This is a genomic window from Anaerococcus sp. (assembly GCF_022770135.1).
Lineage (GTDB): Bacteria > Bacillota > Clostridia > Tissierellales > Peptoniphilaceae > Anaerococcus.
In genome coordinates, this window is sequence record NZ_JALEIL010000087.1 from 1 (window position 1) to 18,875 (window position 18,875).

Here is an 18,875-nt window from a genome sequence, read left to right on the forward strand (position 1 = left end):
GATACTTGGGTTAATAATTGAAATGTAGTTTCATTTGCCTTGAAGTCACCCACATTTAGACTTAAATCAGCCGATATTATCCCAACTAAGGAGACATTCTTAAAGTCTAAACCTTTAGCAATCATTTGCGTTCCCAAGAGAATATCGATTTTGTTATTCTTCATATCCCTATACATCGTTTCATATAAATTTTTGTTGGTAGCTGTCATTGAATCCATTCTTAAAATATTAGCATCCGGAAAGAAATGTCTTACTTCTTCTTCTAATTTTTCTGTTCCTGCACCAAATTCTTTAATTTTTTTTGAATGGCATACTGGACATATTCTAACCTGATTTTTAGTTCTACCACAATAATGACATACGAGCTTATCTACATTTTTATGATAGGTCATGGCCACGTCACAGGCTTCACATTTTATAACATGACCACAAGATCTGCAAAAAGTGAAGGAATCATGCCCAACCTTATTAAGAAATAATATTGTTTGCTCAGAATTTTTAAGGTTATTTTCTATTTCTCTATATAATTTCTTAGAAATCATGGAGAAATTAGATTCTTTGAGTTCCTCTCTCATGTCGACAATGTCAATACTAGGCATATTGTTATTTACTCTATTATTAAGCTTTATTAACTCAAAATCACCTTCTTCGACCCTAGCCATACTTCTTATTGAAGGAGTCGCTGTTGCAAGTATTAGATTGCAGGAGTGGGCTTTTGCTCTTTCTATAGCTATTTCATCTGTATGATACTTAGGATCTTGAGATGAAATATATGATTGATCGTGCTCTTCATCAATGATAATTATGCCAAGATTTCTAAAAGGAGCAAATATAGCAGATCGTGCTCCGATTACAATTTTAACTTCTCCATTATTTATCATTCTCCATTGATTGAAACGTTCTTTAGGCGTGAGTCTAGAATGCATAATTGCTATTTTTTCATTAAATCTTCCCTTAAATCTTTCAATTGTTTGAGGAGTAAGAGAGATTTCTGGTACTAGAATAATCGCCTCTTTTCCCTCACTTATTACCTTTTCAACCATTTGTAGGAAAATTTCTGTCTTGCCGCTACCAGTAACTCCATACAAAAGGAAGTGTCCTTTTCTATCATTATTTATAATATCATAAGCTTTTTGTTGCTCATTATTTAAGGTAAACTTATTATATTTGCTATATAAATCGCTAATTTCTTTTTCTTTTTCCTTTTTAGTTATAGAAATTATATTTTTACTAATGAGAGTATTTAGACTAGATTTACCCGCTTTTGTATGGGCAAGTAACTCTTTAACTTCTGTTATGCCATTTTCTTTAAGATAGTTAACAATTTCAATTTGTTTATACGCTCTTGAATTTATTTTTTCTTCATTCATTTTAGTTAAATCTGCGTACTCATCATAGCTTATTTTTTGACTAGATTTAACATCAAAAGTTTCTTTTACTATTTTTTCTTGTAAATAATAATCAAGTTTTTCTTTGTAGTCTGAAAATTTTCTCGCAAGATCTTTAATTTCTCTTTTTTCTTCCAGGTAATCAAGAAAATCATTTGATAGCTCACTAGCATTCTGATAGTAAACATGAATATCCTTGATTTTAGTTGGAGGCATAACTTGCTTAAGAGCTGCTTGTATAGAAGAGCTATATCTTTTAGACATAAAAAAAGCTAAATCCATAAGTTCATTTGAAATTAGCTTTCTATCATCGATAAGGTCTATAATTTCTTTAATTTTAAAGTCTATATCTGAATCTAAATTGTCTACTAACTCATAGATGAAAGCCACATAAGTTTTGTTTCCCCCACCAAAAGGAACAAGGACCCTCCTAGCTATGGATATATCATCAACTAGTCTATCAGGAACTTTATAAGTAAAACTTCTATCTAAAAATCTACTATTAGTGTCTAAAATAACTTTTGCGAACAAAATATCACCTTAATAAATCAAGTATCTTATTTGCAAGTTCATCCTTAGGCATAATTCCTAATTCTTCAATATTATCTTTACATATGATACTTGCAATATTAGTATCTACATTAAAGCCTGCTCCCCATTTAGTAAGGTCATTGGCAATAATATAATCGAGATTTTTCCTTTTTAACTTAGCTTTAGCATTTTCAATTAAGTCATCAGTTTCGGCAGCAAAACCAATTATTTTTTGTTTATTTTTCTTGCTTGCAAAATACTTAACTATATCAGGATTTTCAATAAGATCTAGTTCTAAATTATTTCCTGTTTTCTTAAGTTTTCTATCGCTTGGGTTCTCAACCCTATAATCAACTGGAGCAGCTGACATAATCAATGCATCGGATGAATCAAAATATCTATCAATTGTATTTTTCATTTCTTCATTTGTCTTGACTTCTATCCTTGTGATTCCTTCGATTTCAAATGGTTTTACTGGACCAGATACTAATATTACCTCTGCACCTCTTTTTCTTGCTTCATTGGCAATATTATAACCCATCTTACCACTAGATTTATTCGTTATGTATCTAACGTAGTCAATCGGTTCAACAGTAGGACCAGCAGAAATTATAATTTTTTTTCCTTTTAGGTCTTTTTCGGTAAAATAATCTTCTAAAAATTCTACTATCTTACTTGGCTCTTCGAGTCTCCCATCTCCAACTGTATTACATGCAAGAATTCCTGCTTCAGGTCTAATAATTTGTACTCCATAGCTTATTAAGGTGTCAATGTTTTTAACTGTAGCTTTATTCTTTAGCATATTAGTGTTCATAGAAGGAGCTATAATTACATCCTTATCACAAGCAAGATAAGAAGCTGTTAAGAAATTATCTGCTATTCCACTAGCCATCTTAGCAATTGTATTAGCACTTGCTGGTGCAATGAGAAAAACATCTGCCCACTTAGGTAGGTCTATATGATGAACTGATTCATGACTTCCTTCGAACAAATCTGAATAAACTTTACATCTGCCCATAGTCTCGAAACTAAGCGGGCTTACAAATTTACTTGCAGATTCAGTCATTATAATTTTTAGATTAGCATTTTTCTTCTTTAGTCTGGAGCAAAGGTCTAATACCTTATATGCTGCAATACCCCCACTTACTCCCAGAAGAATATTTTTGCCTTCTAGCATTTCTTGCTAACTTTCCCTTCTATAACTTCATTTAATGCTTGAGTTACTGGCTTAGCCTCTACTTTTTCTGTCAAAGGAGCCGAACCATTAACAATCCTTCTTGCTCTTTTGGCACACATCATGCAAATTTCATATCTGCTTGGACTAATTTCGCTTAATTTTTTAAATGATGGATTATTCATTATCATTCTCCTTAAAATCTAAATTTTCTTCCCTAAAAACCTTGTGCTTCTCTGCGTTTATAATTTCATTAACAGATGTAATAGCAGTATTTAAATGATCGTTAACTACCAAATAATCATAGTCTTTGATATACTCGAGCTCTTTTCTGGCATTATGCATCCTAATTTTAATATCTTCATCAGTTTCTGTACCTCTACCAACAATCCTGTTTTTAAGTTCGGTAAGTGATGGTGGTGCCAAAAAAATAAAGACCCCATTATCAGTATTTTTCTTGATATTTATAGCGCCCTGTACATCTATTTCCAATATTACAATTTTCCCTTCATTGATTTTATTCTCAACAAAATCTTTGGGAGTTCCGTAGTAGTTATTATGAACGTGAGCATATTCAAGGAATTTATCTTCTTCTATCATTTTCTCAAATTCTTCATGGCTTATGTAAAAATAACTTACTCCCTCTATTTCCCCATCTCTTTTCTTCCTAGTAGTGGCAGATACAGAATATACTAAGTTAGTTTGTGTATTCATAAGATCGTGTAAAACAGTACCTTTTCCAACTCCTGATGGACCAGATATTACTAATAAAAATCCCTTTTTCATTTTGCCCCCTTATTATAGTTATTCTACTTTTAGCCTCAGCTTACTTCAAGTATACAAAAATAATTGTATAATGCTTAGGAGGTGATTAAATGAGCTATGATGGAATAGTTACACGTAAAATAGTTAATGAGCTTAGAGAAAAATTATTAGGAGGGAAGATTCAAAAAGTTACTCAACCTTCTAAAAATGATATTGTATTTAATGTTTATTCCATGGGTAAAAACTACAAATTATTACTTAGTGCGAATAATAATGAAGCAAGAATAAATTTAACAAATAAAAAATATGAAAACCCTGATGTACCTCCTAACTTTTGTATGGTACTAAGAAAGCACATAAATCAAGGAAAAATTATCGATATAAGTCAGAGAGGTCTCGATAGGGTTGTGATTTTTTCAATTTCCTCCATAGATGAAATGGGCTTTGATACATCTAAAAAACTTATTGTTGAGATAATGGGAAAATACTCAAATATTATACTAGTGAACGACGATTACAGGATAATCGATGCTATTAAAAGAGTAAATAGCCAAATGTCATCAGTTAGAGAGATATTCCCATCCCTTCAATATGAATTTATAGACGATGATAAGGAAGATATAACTAAGGATGATTTTAAGCTAGATATAAAAACTTTAGATCAAAAACTTGCAGATAATCAAGTTCCTTATAAAATCTTCCATCAAAATTATACAGGCTTTTCCCCTGCTGTAGGTAAAGAATTGGTTTTCAGGGCTGGTATAGACGATAGAATTAACTGGGGACTTGTAAGTGAAGATGAGAAAAGAAAATTAGATAAACTTCTACAAGAATTAGCTGAAGATATAAGAAATAACAAGCTTTCTAGTTTTGTATATAAGGATAAATATAAAATCAAGGACTTTCATTGTTTAGAACTAACACATCTATCATATAAAAGAGATTTGATGAATACAATGAGTGATGCTATAGATAAATTCTTTAATACTAACAAAACACACGATAGATTGAATCAGAAAAAATCTGATTTAAATAAAAAGCTAAATTCAAGTATCAAAACAGTTGACAAAAAAATAAAAATTTTAATGTCAAATTTAGAAAATAAAGATTCAATAGATAAGTTCAAAAAAAGAGGAGATCTCTTAGCTGCTAATGTCTACAAGATTAATAAAGGAGACAAGGAGGTTAAGGTTTTAGATTATTATAATAATAACGAAGAGTCTATAATAAGTATTGATCCACTAAAGACTCCTTGGGAAAATGTCGAGGCAACTTACACAAGATCAAAAAAACTTAAAGCTTCTTATGATTATGCCAAAAAGGACCTACCAAAACAAAAAGAACTGTTAGCCTATCTAGAACAAACTAAAGACTTTATTAACAGGTCAACTAGTATTGAAGATTTAGCAGATATTAGAGAAGAACTAGTGGAAATGAAGATTATTAAGAAAAAAGCTAAGAATAAAAAGAAATCTTCCAAGAAATCAAAACCATATCACTATGTTACTAAAAACTCAAGCGATATATATGTAGGTAAAAATAGTAAGCAAAATGATTATATTACTCTAAAGCTTGCCAACAAGGATGATTTATGGTTTCACATTAAGGACCTTCCAGGAAGCCATGTTATATTAAGAAATGACAATATAGATGAAGATGACATAAAGATAGCAGCCTATCTTGCCGCAATAAATTCGTCAGTTTCTAGAGGCAATAAAGTAGATATAGATTATACTCAAAAGAAGAATGTAAATAAAGCTAAGGGTGCAAAACCAGGAATGGTCTACTATACTGATTTCAATACAATTACAATTGATACAAGTATAGATTTAAAAGCTCATTATAAAGAAGTTAAATAAGTAAAAACCGGTTCTTTATTTCAAGACCGGTTTTTGTTTCTTTATTATTTATTAACTGCTTCTTTAAGTGTTTTACCAGCTTTAAATACTGGAGCTTTAGAAGCTGGGATTTGAATAACTTCTTCAGGTTTTCTTGGGTTTCTTCCTTCTCTAGCTTTTCTATCTCTTACTTCGAAAGTTCCAAAACCAACAAGTTGAACCTTATCACCTTCTACTAGTGACTCAGTTACTGTTTCAAGAAATGCATTTAATGCTTTTTCTGCTTCACTTTTTTTAAGACCACTTTTTTCTGAAATATTAATTAATAATTCTGATTTATTCATATTTCCTCCTATAAATCAATATAATTCTGTTTAACTCTAAGATAGATTATACATAAGAAATAAACTAATTTCAAGCCTTTCCTACACAAAAACCTTAATCTTACTTTCTTTTATAAGCCTGTTGAGGTAGTCGTAATAGGAATTTTTTAAATAAATATCCTTTGCTTTGAGTAATAGCTCATTTTCATTTTCATTATATGAATTTATCATAAGTATACAATACTTTCCCTTATGCTCAAATATATTGCTTATCTTATCTTTTTCCTTAACCTTAGATTCTAATAGTAGTTGATCGTTTATATAAACGAAATCGGAATTTATAATTGAGTAGTTCCTTGCGGTTTTATTAAGGAATGATTTAAAACTTTTTGCATCTGTAATTTTATCTTTGATATCTTTAGCGACACTCTCATCATCGAATACCAGGACGTTATACTTGTATAGCCTATGAAGATTCTTATCTTTGTTATAAAAATCAACTACATCTTTATCTTTAACCTTGTTCTTCTTAAGGTATAGATCGAAATGAGCCTTCCTTATAGAATCATTATATAAGATATCATTAATAGAGTTTTCATTAAACCCTAAGGCGAGGATATTTGCCTCCAGTGAATCCTCACCATTTAGTTTGTCTGCAAGAATATTCTTTAAAATATTTGATCCATTATCATCTAATTTAATATTGTTAGACTCTAAATCTTTTTTCATAACTTGATCTTTAATCATAGAGTCAACTAGTTCATCTCTTAGTATTTGATCATTAGTCTTTCCGTTTTTGCTCTTATTTTCTAAGTAAGATTCACCGTAGACCTTGCTATAGTAGGCCTGATAAAATCTTAATTCTTTTGAATATAAATCACTTGAAATGGCCTTTCCATCGACACTTGCTATGATGTTGCTAGTAGTTTTATCCTTACTATTACATGAAGTAAGTGTGACAAATAACAAAAACGCTGTTATTAAAATCTTACTTGTTTTCGTCTTCAGATTCTTTGTTGTTTGCTTCATCTTTAGAATCTTCAACTTTTTCCTCTTTATCAGTAGTATCTTCTTCTTTTTCAGCCTTTACTTCAGCTTCTGATTCTTTTGCATCATCCTTAGTCTCTGTTTCACTTGCGTTTTCAGTAACTACATTTGCATCATCATGTAATTTCTTAATGTAATCTGCATATTTTTGATCTTTGATTTTCTTAGTGATTTCTTCTTTAGAATCTTCGAAAGAATCTGTTATTTTATTCACTTTAATTATATGATATCCGAATTGTGACTTAACTGGATCAGAAACTTCACCCTCTTTCATAGAGAAAGCTGCATCTTCAAATTCTTTAACCATTTGACCTTTGGAGAAGGCACCTACAGATCCACCATTTTTAGCACTAGCGGTGTCAGTTGAGTATTCCTCTGCAAGCTTAGCAAAGTCTTCTCCATTATTGATTTTTTCTTTTATTTCTTTAGCAGTTTCTTCATCTTGAACTAAGATGTGAGATGCGTCAACCTTTACAAATTCATCCTTGTTATCTTCAAAGTATTTTTTTATTTCATCATCTGTAACTTCATTGTTAGTATCAAACCATTCTCTGTGTTTTTTATACATTAAGTCCTTTTTAAGTGTTTCTTTGAATTTATCAAGACTCATATTGTAATCATCTAGAGTTTTGTCGAATTGCTCTTGGCCACCAAAGTTTTGTACAGATTGCATCAAGGCATCGTCAACTTCTTTATCGTCGATTTTGATATCATTTTTCTTGATATCATTTGCAATTAATTTATCTTGAACCATCATAGTTACGATAGAGTTTTTGAGTTGTTGTTGACTTGCGAGCATTGATGCATAGAAGCTTAGCTCGTCCTTATAATCGTCCTTACTAATCTTTTCTCCATCAACTATAGCGACAGTTTTATCATCAAGCTTTTCACTTTTTTTATCTTTTACTTCTTCTGTTTGTTCTGTCTTGTTATTAGCATCCTGACCTGCATCCTTATTTTGATTACATCCTACGAATAACATAGAAGCCATTAGCATCACTGGTATAATTTTATTTTTCATTTTTACTCCTTACTTTTTCGATTGTTTTTAATAGTTCATAGGTATCTAAAAGTTTGTTTCTAGATACTGGAATTTTAAATGCCGGATTAGTCGATAAATCAAGGGACATATCCCTTTCAAATGATTGATTAATCTCTGCCAATTCCTCAAAACTAAATGCATCTTTATTTTCGAAATATATGTTTACATTACCGCTTTTTTCTCTAATTTCACTAAATAATAATTCATCTGCCAAAGATTTTATCAAGGAAATGTACATTAAATTATCTACCATTAGAGGTATATCACCATATACATCTATTAAGTCCGCGACTAATTCATCATAATCTTCTTGATTTTGAATTCTTGCAATTCTATTATAAATCTCAATCTTTTGTGCTTGGTCTTCAATATAATAGTTAGGAATATATCCATCTACTTTAATATCAATATACACATCAGATTTATCCTTAATCTCTACTTCCTTACCACTAGCTTTTTCTACTGCTTCTTGTAGGAATTTAACATATAGATCATAACCTATAGCCTCAACATGGCCTGATTGACTCTCGCCTAGGAGATTTCCTGCTCCTCTCAATTCTAAATCTTTCATAGCTATTTTATAGCCTGAACCAAAATCTGAAAAGTCTCTAATAGATTTTAATCTTTTTTCACTGATCTCTGATAATATTTTTCCAGTTCTATAAGTAAAATAAGCGTAGGAGGATCTATTTCCTCTCCCGATTCTTCCCTTAAGCTGATATAGTTGTCCAAGTCCCATCATATCAGAGTCATAGATTATTATGGTATTTACATTTGATATATCCATCCCGGTTTCAATTATAGTTGTCGATAGGAGAATATCTATCTCACCATCTATAAATTCGAGCATTGTTTTTTCAATCTGTTTTGGACTGATCCTTCCATGAATTATTGCTATATTTGCATCAGGAACAAGTTCTATTAGATGATTGTAGAGTTTTTCTATATCATTAACTCTATTATAGACAAAATAGACTTGGCCATTCCTGTTTAATTCTCTTTCTATAGCTTGTTTAATAATTCCATTATCATATTCAAGTACATAGGTATTTACAGGCATCCTTTCTTCTGGAGCTTCATCAAGGGTTGATAGGTCTCGAATGCCAGATAAGGACATCTGAAGGGTTCTTGGTATCGGAGTTGCAGATAAGGTCAAGACATCAAGTGATGATTTTAATTCTTTTAATTTCTCCTTATGCTTGACACCAAATCTCTGCTCTTCATCTATAATCAATAGGCCAAGATTTTTATATCCTACATCTTTTGATAGTAATCTGTGAGTTCCAATGATCAAATCAACCTTTCCTGCCTTTAACTCCTTAATTATCAGCTTATTTTTAGAAGCTGGGTTAAATCTTGAGATTACTTGTACGTTTACAGGAAACTTATCAAAACGCTTTTTTATAGTTTCATAATGTTGATTTGCAAGTATTGTAGTAGGAACTAGAAAGGCTACTTGATACCCATCCATAATTGCCTTAAAAGCAGCTCTTATTGCAACTTCCGTCTTGCCAAAACCCACATCCCCACATAGGAGTCTATCCATTGGTTTATCAGATTCCATGTCCTTTTTTATTTCTTCTATGGATCTTATTTGAGAATAAGTTTCCTCATAAGGAAAAGAATTTTCAAACTCATTTTGCCAAGTAGTATCTTTCGAAAACGCGTGTCCCTTTATCTTTGATCTTTTAGCATACAATTCTACTAAATCATCCGCTATCTCATCAACTGCCTTTTTAGCTCTTGCCTTAGCTTTTTGCCAGGTTTGAGTTCCCAAAGACGAAAGTTTTGGGCTTTCCCCTCTACTTCCTATATACTTACTTATAAGGTTCATCTGATCTACTGGAACGAATAGCTTATCTGTTCCTCGATATTCAATAACAATAAAGTCTTTTTCAATATTATTTACTTCAATTTTCTCAAGACCCTTATATATACCGATACCGTTATTTTCATGAACAACATAATCTCCAATTTCAAGATCGGAATAATTTATAATATCCCTAGAAGAAGTCTTGTTCTTGGACTTTTTCTTTCGAGCCTTTCTTTCACTACCATAAATTTCCTTATGGGTAAAAACATAAAAGTCTAGATCATCAATATAATATCCACTACTACTCGTAGCATTTGCGATTTGTATAGGGATTTTCTCGAAGCTTTCACCTATGTCGACTTTTGAAACCTGCGTATAATCTTTTTCTAAATAGGCATCCATCAGCTGAGAAGCAGTTTTTTCATTCCCTTCAAGTATTAATACCTTTTTGCCGCTATTAGCAAGTTCTATTGTCCTATCTATAAAATAATCCACCCTTCGGTTGAAATTTTCCGATTCTATAGTTTTTAGCTCGATGATCTTTCTGGGATTAAAAAACTTTGATTTTTTTAGAATAGATGTTAGGTTTATTATTCTAAACTTATCTATTTGTTCATAAATATCATCAATCAGTATTCTTGCATGCTCAAAAGATTTGAAAACTTCGTTATTCTCCATTTGTAGACTCAAATCTTCGAGGAAATTTTCATAAAAGTTATCATAGTCTTCTATAACTCTAGCAACATCATCAAAAAATATCAGACAACTCTTTGGGATGTAATCTAAGAAACTAGAATAGTCATCCTTTCTATAGGAATTTACAAGGTCAATATTACTAACAAACATACTCTCTTCAATAAAAGCTATAATTTGTTTATATTTATCTATGAGCTTCTGTCGATTTATTTCATTTGAATAATTATTTAAAGACATTATTTCTCTGTTAATATTTTTTATAACCTTATCGTAATCGTCTTTTGAATATATAAGTTCAGTAACAGGGCTAATTTCAGCCTCGGAAATCTTTTCTATTGTTCTTTGACTATCCTTATCAAATAATCTTATGGAGTCTACTTCGTCATCAAATAGTTCAATTCTAACTGGATTGTCGTATGAAACGGGCCAGAAATCTATAATAGAACCTCTCTTAGCAAAGTCTCCCTTATTTTCTACAAGAGAATTTGCTGTATAGTTAAGATTTATTAGATTTTCAATGAAGTTATTAACATCAATAATATCTTCATCTTTTATTTTAACAAAAGACATGTTAAATTTATCTAAAGTAGTTAATTTATTTGTTATAGCCTTAAGTGTAGTTATGACTATAAATTTATCCCTCTTTGCAAGCTTAGTTAAAACTTCCATCCTTTGAGAAAGCTTTTTGTTATCTATTGACTTAATATTATAAAAATTAATATCTAAGCTTGGAAATAGATATGCTTGATTTTCTCTAATACCATTTATGCTATCATAATATATTTCCGCTCTTTTTTCGTTTTCTGCTATTATAACAATGCTCTCTTCAAACTTTTCAAACAAAGCAAGGACTAAGTGAGGCTTGAAACCATCAGTTAGTCCTGATAAATATATAGGTGAATAATCATCTATATTATTTTCTATTTGCTTAACTTGCTCTAAAGAGTTGATATTTTCTAATAATTTATTCATCAATATCTTCCACTAATCTAACAGAATTGTACAGATTCATTGAATTATCAATATTTTCTTCTATTATAGTTTCGATAGATTTGCTCGCTATATCAATTTCTTTTCGTATTATTTCAGCTTCTTTTTCACTAAAGCCACTAAGCACAAAGTTTGCCAAATCCATATATTCTGGTTTCTTTCCTACTGCAATCTTTATCCTTGGGAAAGAGTCATCTTGGATTTGAAAAATGATGGACTTCATTCCATTATGGGTTCCTGCGGATCCTTTCTTTCTAATTCTTATACTTCCAAAATCTATATCTATATCGTCATAAATAACGATCAGCTTGTCAGTATCAAATTTATAGAAATTCTTTAAGTCCCTTACAGCTTCTCCTGAATTATTCATGTATGTTTGTGGTTTTACAAGCATTACTTTATGGCCAGAAATTGTTCCCTGGCCATAAAGTGACTTGAATTTAGATTTTTTGACATCAATATTATGTTTTCTAGCAAGATAATCAATAGTCAAAAACCCAACATTATGTCTTGTATTCTCGTATTTTAATCCAGGATTACCTAATCCTACGATATAATACATTATCTACCGTCCACAAAGAGTCCACTTATTGATTCATAAGTATTAATTCTGTGAATTGCTTCAGATAATAAAGGAGCTATAGACATTTGAGTGATTTTATCAATTTTCTTATCTTCACTCAAGGCAATAGTGTCAGTGATTACTACTTCTTTTACATTTGATCTATTTATTTTATCAATTGCATCACCACTAAATACACCATGAGTTGCAACTAGATAAACGTCTTTTGCACCACTATTAATTAAGAAATCACCTGCATTTGTAATTGTTCCAGCAGTATCGATCATATCATCAACAATTATTGCGTGTTTACCCTTGAAGTCTCCTATAACTGACATAACTTCAGAAACATTTGGTTTTGGTCTTCTCTTCTCAATTATGGCTATAGGTAGCTTTAAATAGTCCGCAAACTCTCTTGCTCTTCTAACCCCTCCTAGATCAGGGCTTACTACTACAAATTCATCTGGCCTATCATAAGCAATATCCTTAAAATGAGTTGAAAGATGTCTTATAGCAGAGAAATGGTCAACAGGTATATCAAAATATCCTTGGATTTGTCCAGCGTGAAGGTCCATTGTGATAACCCTATCAGCTCCTGCTACTGTAAGCAGATTTGCTACAAGCTTCGCAGTAATTGGCTCACGACCCCTAGTCTTTCTATCCTGTCTAGCATATCCGTAATAAGGAATAATCGCATTTACGTATCCTGCAGATGCTCTTCTACAAGCATCAATCATAATAAGTAATTCCATCAAATTGTCATTGGTTGGATTAGATGTTGGTTGCATTATAAAAACATCCTTACCTCTGATTGATTCATTTATTTTGATAGAAATCTCTCCATCTTTAATTTTTTCGATATCTGCTTCAGTTAGTTTAACTCCTAGATGTTTAGCTACACTTTCAGCGAGTTTCCTATTAGAGTTTCCTGTTAAAAGCTTCAATTCCCCTCTTTGAATATATGAGCCTCTATTACAGTTTGATGTCATTTTCTCTCCTTTAACTTTTCTTGATCTCTTTTTTTCTTTTTATCTACATAGCCTGCAATGTTTTTTTGCTCTGCTCTTTCTATTGATAGCTCTCCCTTATCAATATCTTTGGTGATAGTAGATCCTGCTGCTACATATCCTTCAGAAGCAATGTTTACTGGTGCTACTATATTAGAATTTGATCCTATAAAAGCACCATCTCCAACTACAGACCTATGTTTAAATTTACCATCATAGTTAACAAAAATCACGCCACAACCGACATTAATATCTTTACCTAGATCACAATCTCCTATATAAGCTAAGTGTCCAGCCTTGCAACCATCACCCATCCTAGCATTTTTAACCTCTACAAAATTGCCGATGTGAACATTCTTACCCAAATGCGCCTTTGGTCTAAGATGTGAATATGGTCCGATGTTACTAGATTCTTCCATGATAGATTTTTCTATTACAGAATTGTCTATTCTCACATTATCGTAAATTATTGAATCTTCAATTCTAGAAGAGCCCTCAATAACACAATTAGATCCAATCTCTGTCCCACCTAGGATTTTAACATTTCCTGATATCACTGTGTCTTGACCAATTTTTACTCCAGGTTCAATTGTAACTGTATCTGGTGTCTCAATTATTACTCCATCGAGCATGTATTCTTCGTTTACTCTTTGTCTAAGAATTCTACTTGCCTTAGCAAGTTCCTTTTTATTATTTATTCCATAGAACAAGTCAGCGTCTTCATTCATAAAAGCCATTGATTTTTCATTTTTTTTATTAAGAATTTCGATGCAATCGGTTAAGTATAATTCGTTCTGGTCATTATCCGCGTCTATTTCTTTAATAGCATTCTTAAGAGAAGCTCCATTAAAAATATAAATACCTGTATTTATTTCATCAATATCTAATTGATCATCTCTAAGGTCCCTGTGTTCGGTAATTTGTAAGAAGTCATAGTTCTTATCTCTAATTATTCTTCCATAGCCAGTTGGATCTGAAACTTTAGTAGATAAGACAGATACACTTACCTTATTTTCTATATGACTATCTACGAACTCCTCGAGTGCACCCTTAGTTATAAGTGGTATATCTCCATTTAAAACAAGAACCTCATCATTATCTTCTATATAATCGCTGCATAGGCTTACAGCATAGCCAGTTCCATAAGGGAATTCTGGACCTATTTGTTGCTCAATTATCTTACAAGAATCGAACATTTCACTTATAGCGTCTTTATTTTTACCGGCGATAATGATAGTTTCAGAATTTTTCAAATTGCTTGCATCGTAGACGTATCTAATTATTTCTTTATTGAGTAACTTGTGAAGGACCTTGCTGGTAGATGATTTCATCCTGGTTCCTTCACCTGCTGCCATTATTATTACTTTCAACATATATTATTCCGGTGCAACTTCAAGAGCAAGTTCCATCATATTTGTGTACGATGTTTGTCTATTTTCAGCACTATCAGCTACGTTTTCAACTAGAGAATCACTAATTGTAAATATTCCAAGGCCTCTCTTGCCATGTTTTCTAGCGGCCATAAATAGGCCATATGATTCCATTTCTACGCATAAAATGTCATATTTCTGTAGGTTTTTAAAAACTTCTTTTGGCATATCATTGTAAAATTGGTCTGATGAATGAACTTGTCCGCAATGGGTAGTATAGCCTAATTCATTTGATTTCTCGTATGCTTGTAATAATAAGTTGAAATCTGGTGTTGATGAAAAATGTATATTTCCAAATAGATTATCGTTGATAGATGATTCAGAACAAGCAGATGATGCAATTACAATATCGTGTAGTTTAACATCTTTTTGCATAGAACCAGCTGTTCCTACTCTAATAATAGTATCTACGTCATAAAATTGAAATAATTCGTTGTAATAAATCATTGATGATGGAATTCCCATTCCACTTCCCATAACAGAAACTCTTTTTCCCTTATAGTAACCTGTATATCCAAGCATTCCTCTTGTTTCGTTAAACTGAGTAACATCTGTTAAGAAATTATCCGCAATATATTTTGCTCTAAGAGGATCTCCTGGCATCAGAACTGTCTTTGCAATTTGATCAGCACTTGTTGCTGATATGTGTGGTGTAGGTATAGTCAAATTTATCTCCTTTAAAATATTCTCACTTATATAATAACATTTTTTATGAAAATTTAAAACAAGACTCCTAAGCTTTATTGGATTTTTCTATGTCCATAATCTTATTTACTCTTCGTTGATGTCTTCCGCCTTCAAATTTAGTATTCACAAATTCATCTACAATCATTCTACATGTTTCAGAACCAATAACACGAGCTCCCATGCATAGGGTATTAGCATTATTATGAGCCCTACTCATTCTTGCTGAGTAAGCTTCAGAAACACACGCCGCCCTAATTCCTTGTATCTTATTCGCTGAAATGCTCATACCAAGTCCAGTACCACAAATTAAGATGGCAAAATCAGCTCTTCCTTTAACCACCTCGGTGCAAGCTTTTTTTGCATAATCGCTATAATCTACAGACTCACTGTTGTAAGCTCCTACATGATAAACCTCATGCCCTAGTTTTTCTAATTCATCCTTAACTACTTCTTCTAAATCAAGACCTCCATGGTCGTTTCCTATTACATATTTCATATTCTCTCCTTTGCTATTAATATACTTTTAGCTAAGTTCTAATCAATTATTAATATCACTTGACTCACTTTATTATATAAATATGGTATAATAAAAACACCCATACGGTATAGATAATAACTAAGGAGAATATATGTTTAAATTTGATTTAGATAGACATGATTATAAATACATTCATTTTATTGGAGTTGGCGGCATATCAATGAGTGGACTAGCTCAATTACTTTTGGCTAAAGGTTATGAGGTTTCTGGATCTGATAGGTCAGACAGTAATATTATCAATCATCTAAGAGAACTTGGAGTTAAGATATCAATAGGACAAAAGGGAGAAAATATAACAAATCCTGACCTAGTAATATATACAGACGCTATCTTAGATGATAACGAAGAATTAATAGCTGCAAAAAAGCTTAATGTACCAGTTGTAACAAGAGGTGTATTTCTTGGGGCATTGATGAGAAATTATAAAAATTCTATTGCAGTATCTGGATCTCACGGTAAGTCTACCACAACTTCTATGATTTCTAAGATTTTAATGCACTCTGATAAAGACGCTACTATCCTGCTAGGTGGTGAATTAGATGAAATGAAGGGTAATGTTAGGGTTGGTAGTGAAGAATACTTGGTAACTGAGGCTTGTGAATATAAGGGAAATATCAGATATTACTATCCACAAACATTAATAGTTTTAAATATTGACGAAGACCACCTAGACTATTACAGGGACCTAGACGATATTGTAGATACATTTAGAGAGTACTTATCTAACCAAGATGAAAACTCAATGACTATTACAAACTTAAATGAAGAAAACAATAGATTGATTTTTAATTCTGTAAAAGGAAAGTTAATAACTTACGCACAAGAAAACGAAGAAGCTGACTATTGTGCTTTCAATATAAAATTTGACGAAATTGGTAGACCTAACTTCGATTTAAGGATGAGAAATGGAGATATAGAACACTTTGAATTAGGTGTTATTGGAAGACATAATATTAATAACGCTATGGCTTCAATTGTTGCCACCTACGAAAATGGAATTGATATTGAAACTATTAGAAAAAACATTCTAAAATACGAAGGACTCGATAGAAGAATGCAGATCATAGGAGAGGTTGATGATGCAACAATAATGACCGATTACGGTCACCATCCTTCAGAGATTAAAGTTACCCTAGATGCCTTAAAAGAGCATACTAAAGGCCGTCTAATTTGTGTGTGGCAACCTCACACCTACAGTAGGACCAAGGCATTGTTTGACGACTTCTTGACTTGCTTCGATTCTAGTGATGAAGTGATTATAACCGATATTTATGCTGCAAGAGAAAAGTTTGATCCAAGTATTCATTCAAAAGATGTTGTTGATGCTTTGGTAAAAAAAGGAATAAATGCAAAATATATTGGTGAGTTTGAAGATTGTAGAGATTATATTTACAAGAAAATTAAAAAAGATGACTTAGTTCTCACAACAGGTTGTGGTAATCCTGATGTTTTGGCGAGAATGATTGTCGAAGATAAGTAAATATTGTATTTAAACAGAGCTGTTAGTAAGAAAGAAATTTGCTTCTAATAAATAAGAAGAATTTTCCTTCTTAAACAGCTCTTTTATGTATTAAGTAAGTTTAGTTATCTACTAAATCCAATGATACAGCCATTGCTTCATCTATTTTTAGCATTATATCGTGATTAAAGCTACCTATTTTTTCTCTTAATCTTTTCTTATCAATCGTTCTAAGCTGCTCCATCAATGCTACACTATTTTTGGGAAGTCCGAACTCGTTACCCTTTAGTCTAACATGGGTGGGAAGCTTGGCCTTATTAAGCTGACTAGTAACGGGAGCAACTATAATAGTTGGTGAATATTTATTACCTACATTATTTTGCACAACAATAACAGGCCTCACACCTCCCTGCTCACTTCCTACAACAGGAGATAAGTCAGCATAAAAAAGATCACCTCTTTTAATTTTCATAGAGTTCTCCTAAATAATTATCTATATGAACAATACTTCCATCTTTTATATAAACTCTAGTTAATCTCATATCTAATGAGGTCATTAGTTCATAAGGTATTGTTCCAATCTTCTTAGCTTCTTCGTAAATGTCTGGGTATAGTATCACCTCATCTTCTATTTTACAATCGATATCGCTTACATCGACCATAATCTGGTCCATGCAGACCCTACCGCAAACCTTAGCAGGCTTACCCTTGACCAAGACTTCACCAATATTGGAAAAAGCTCTGAAAAATCCGTCAGCATAGCCTATAGGAATTGTCGCAATCTTCATTCTACTTTTCGCTGTGAAAGTTCTGCCATAACTTACTGAGTCGCCTTCGTTAATCTCCTTTACGAAAGATACCCTGCTTTTTAATGAAAAAGCCTGTTCAAGTCTAATATCTTTTCTTTCTCTCAAATAATCGGAAGGGTAGATACCATACATAGCAATTCCAATCCTATTCATATCAGAGATAAGATCATGATAAATAGATGCTGCTGAATTTGCTATATGAAATATTTCAATATTAAATTGATCATCGAGCTTCTCTCTTATTTTTTCGAACTTTTCATATTGCTCTTGGGTGAAAGTCTTATCTTCTTCATCAGCTGTAGAAAAATGGCTAAAGGCTCCCTTTATTTTTAATTTATTGAGCTGCTTTAATTTTAAAATTCGATCAAACTCAAATTCTCTGAATCCCAGGCGGGAATGGCCGGTATCTAAGGCTATATGAACCTTTAAATTTCCATCTATACTCTTATTTATCCTTTCTGCATAGGATAAGTCATAAATTGGAATTTCAATGTCATAATCCACACATTCCTTTGCTTCTTCCACGCTGACAAAGCCCAATATAATTATAGGCTTTGTGATTCCAGAAACTCTTAGGTTTTTAGCTTCAAGGAAATTAGCTACAGCAAAATATGATACAAAATCTTCTATGTATTTGGCAATAACTGTTGCTCCCAAGCCATAAGCATTTGCTTTAACTACAGCACAGATATTTTTATTTTCAGATATTTTTTTTATATTTTCGATATTTCTCTGTATTTTATCTATATCAACTTCAATATAATTAGTAAACATTA

Annotated in this window: 17 protein-coding genes; 2 read left to right on the top strand and 15 right to left on the bottom strand. The window is 31.8% G+C overall.

Going from position 1 to position 18,875, the window contains the following annotated elements; translation table 11 throughout:
* The 4 genes from priA to gmk all read right to left on the bottom strand — a co-directional run.
* On the bottom strand, window positions 1-1,919 hold a 1,919-nt coding region (gene priA, locus MRZ08_RS03895; protein ID WP_297379461.1), incomplete at its 3' end, for a primosomal protein N'.
* 4 nt (window positions 1,920-1,923) lie between these two features.
* On the bottom strand, window positions 1,924-3,096 hold the full coding sequence (gene coaBC, locus MRZ08_RS03900) for a bifunctional phosphopantothenoylcysteine decarboxylase/phosphopantothenate--cysteine ligase CoaBC (protein ID WP_297379464.1): 1,173 nt from the start codon (window positions 3,094-3,096) through the stop codon (window positions 1,924-1,926).
* Window positions 3,090-3,278: a DNA-directed RNA polymerase subunit omega gene (rpoZ, locus tag MRZ08_RS03905; RefSeq protein ID WP_015777892.1), complete on the bottom strand. Its 189-nt coding sequence runs from the start codon at window positions 3,276-3,278 to the stop codon at window positions 3,090-3,092. The genes coaBC and rpoZ overlap by 7 nt, the downstream gene beginning before the upstream one ends.
* Window positions 3,271-3,879: a guanylate kinase gene (gene gmk, locus MRZ08_RS03910; protein WP_015777893.1), complete on the bottom strand. Its 609-nt coding sequence runs from the start codon at window positions 3,877-3,879 to the stop codon at window positions 3,271-3,273. The genes rpoZ and gmk overlap by 8 nt, the downstream gene beginning before the upstream one ends.
* Window positions 3,880-3,968: 89 nt before the next feature.
* Here gmk and MRZ08_RS03915 point away from each other — a divergent pair, with 89 nt between their 5' ends.
* On the top strand, window positions 3,969-5,717 hold the full coding sequence (locus MRZ08_RS03915; RefSeq protein WP_297379468.1) for an NFACT RNA binding domain-containing protein: 1,749 nt from the start codon (window positions 3,969-3,971) through the stop codon (window positions 5,715-5,717).
* A 44-nt stretch (window positions 5,718-5,761) separates the two neighbouring features.
* On the opposite strand, the gene MRZ08_RS03920 is transcribed toward MRZ08_RS03915, so the two are convergent.
* The 9 genes from MRZ08_RS03920 to rpiB all read right to left on the bottom strand — a co-directional run bounded on the left by MRZ08_RS03920 (window position 5,762) and on the right by rpiB (window position 15,789).
* Entirely contained in the window at window positions 5,762-6,040 is a 279-nt protein-coding gene (locus tag MRZ08_RS03920; protein ID WP_015777895.1) for an HU family DNA-binding protein, read from the bottom strand.
* Window positions 6,041-6,121: 81 nt separating this feature from the next.
* Window positions 6,122-7,063: a SurA N-terminal domain-containing protein gene (locus tag MRZ08_RS03925; protein WP_297379472.1), complete on the bottom strand. Its 942-nt coding sequence runs from the start codon at window positions 7,061-7,063 to the stop codon at window positions 6,122-6,124.
* A complete protein-coding gene (locus tag MRZ08_RS03930; protein WP_297379475.1) occupies window positions 7,008-8,087 on the bottom strand; it encodes a peptidylprolyl isomerase in 1,080 nt (359 codons plus the stop codon). Before MRZ08_RS03930 ends, MRZ08_RS03925 begins: the two co-directional genes overlap by 56 nt.
* Window positions 8,077-11,589 (bottom strand): transcription-repair coupling factor, encoded by a 3,513-nt coding sequence (gene mfd / locus MRZ08_RS03935; RefSeq protein WP_297379477.1) that lies wholly within the window; start codon window positions 11,587-11,589, stop codon window positions 8,077-8,079. Before mfd ends, MRZ08_RS03930 begins: the two co-directional genes overlap by 11 nt.
* Window positions 11,582-12,169 carry an aminoacyl-tRNA hydrolase gene (gene pth, locus MRZ08_RS03940; RefSeq protein WP_297379479.1) on the bottom strand — a complete coding sequence of 196 codons (588 nt, stop codon included), beginning with the start codon at window positions 12,167-12,169 and terminating at the stop codon, window positions 11,582-11,584. Before pth ends, mfd begins: the two co-directional genes overlap by 8 nt.
* On the bottom strand, window positions 12,169-13,158 hold the full coding sequence (locus MRZ08_RS03945; RefSeq protein WP_297379482.1) for a ribose-phosphate pyrophosphokinase: 990 nt from the start codon (window positions 13,156-13,158) through the stop codon (window positions 12,169-12,171). The genes pth and MRZ08_RS03945 overlap by 1 nt, the downstream gene beginning before the upstream one ends.
* Window positions 13,155-14,549 carry a bifunctional UDP-N-acetylglucosamine diphosphorylase/glucosamine-1-phosphate N-acetyltransferase GlmU gene (gene glmU / locus MRZ08_RS03950; RefSeq protein WP_297379485.1) on the bottom strand — a complete coding sequence of 465 codons (1,395 nt, stop codon included), beginning with the start codon at window positions 14,547-14,549 and terminating at the stop codon, window positions 13,155-13,157. Before glmU ends, MRZ08_RS03945 begins: the two co-directional genes overlap by 4 nt.
* 3 nt (window positions 14,550-14,552) lie before the next feature.
* Window positions 14,553-15,272: a purine-nucleoside phosphorylase gene (gene deoD, locus MRZ08_RS03955; RefSeq protein ID WP_297379488.1), complete on the bottom strand. Its 720-nt coding sequence runs from the start codon at window positions 15,270-15,272 to the stop codon at window positions 14,553-14,555.
* 67 nt (window positions 15,273-15,339) lie between these two features.
* On the bottom strand, window positions 15,340-15,789 hold the full coding sequence (gene rpiB, locus MRZ08_RS03960; RefSeq protein WP_297379489.1) for a ribose 5-phosphate isomerase B: 450 nt from the start codon (window positions 15,787-15,789) through the stop codon (window positions 15,340-15,342).
* 133 nt (window positions 15,790-15,922) lie between these two features.
* Here rpiB and murC point away from each other — a divergent pair, with 133 nt between their 5' ends.
* Window positions 15,923-17,311, top strand: a complete 1,389-nt coding sequence (gene murC / locus MRZ08_RS03965) for a UDP-N-acetylmuramate--L-alanine ligase (RefSeq protein ID WP_297379490.1) — start codon at window positions 15,923-15,925, stop codon at window positions 17,309-17,311.
* Between the two features lie 100 nt (window positions 17,312-17,411).
* On the opposite strand, the gene MRZ08_RS03970 is transcribed toward murC, so the two are convergent.
* Entirely contained in the window at window positions 17,412-17,762 is a 351-nt protein-coding gene (locus MRZ08_RS03970) for a type II toxin-antitoxin system PemK/MazF family toxin (RefSeq protein ID WP_297379492.1), read from the bottom strand.
* Window positions 17,752-18,873: an alanine racemase gene (gene alr / locus MRZ08_RS03975; protein ID WP_297379495.1), complete on the bottom strand. Its 1,122-nt coding sequence runs from the start codon at window positions 18,871-18,873 to the stop codon at window positions 17,752-17,754. Before alr ends, MRZ08_RS03970 begins: the two co-directional genes overlap by 11 nt.
* Window positions 18,874-18,875 lie beyond the last annotated feature (2 nt).

Excerpts from the sequence above, each read along its gene's own strand:
- coaBC (WP_297379464.1), bottom strand. The coding sequence starts at position 3,096 with ATGCTAGAAGGCAAAAATATTCTTCTGGGAGTAAGTGGGGGTATTGCA.
- rpoZ (WP_015777892.1), bottom strand. The coding sequence starts at position 3,278 with ATGAATAATCCATCATTTAAAAAATTAAGCGAAATTAGTCCAAGCAGA.
- gmk (WP_015777893.1), bottom strand. The coding sequence starts at position 3,879 with ATGAAAAAGGGATTTTTATTAGTAATATCTGGTCCATCAGGAGTTGGA.
- MRZ08_RS03915 (WP_297379468.1), top strand. The coding sequence starts at position 3,969 with ATGAGCTATGATGGAATAGTTACACGTAAAATAGTTAATGAGCTTAGA.
- MRZ08_RS03920 (WP_015777895.1), bottom strand. The coding sequence starts at position 6,040 with ATGAATAAATCAGAATTATTAATTAATATTTCAGAAAAAAGTGGTCTT.
- MRZ08_RS03930 (WP_297379475.1), bottom strand. The coding sequence starts at position 8,087 with ATGAAAAATAAAATTATACCAGTGATGCTAATGGCTTCTATGTTATTC.
- mfd (WP_297379477.1), bottom strand. The coding sequence starts at position 11,589 with ATGAATAAATTATTAGAAAATATCAACTCTTTAGAGCAAGTTAAGCAA.
- pth (WP_297379479.1), bottom strand. The coding sequence starts at position 12,169 with ATGTATTATATCGTAGGATTAGGTAATCCTGGATTAAAATACGAGAAT.
- MRZ08_RS03945 (WP_297379482.1), bottom strand. The coding sequence starts at position 13,158 with ATGACATCAAACTGTAATAGAGGCTCATATATTCAAAGAGGGGAATTG.
- glmU (WP_297379485.1), bottom strand. The coding sequence starts at position 14,549 with ATGTTGAAAGTAATAATAATGGCAGCAGGTGAAGGAACCAGGATGAAA.
- rpiB (WP_297379489.1), bottom strand. The coding sequence starts at position 15,789 with ATGAAATATGTAATAGGAAACGACCATGGAGGTCTTGATTTAGAAGAA.
- murC (WP_297379490.1), top strand. The coding sequence starts at position 15,923 with ATGTTTAAATTTGATTTAGATAGACATGATTATAAATACATTCATTTT.
- MRZ08_RS03970 (WP_297379492.1), bottom strand. The coding sequence starts at position 17,762 with ATGAAAATTAAAAGAGGTGATCTTTTTTATGCTGACTTATCTCCTGTT.
- alr (WP_297379495.1), bottom strand. The coding sequence starts at position 18,873 with ATGTTTACTAATTATATTGAAGTTGATATAGATAAAATACAGAGAAAT.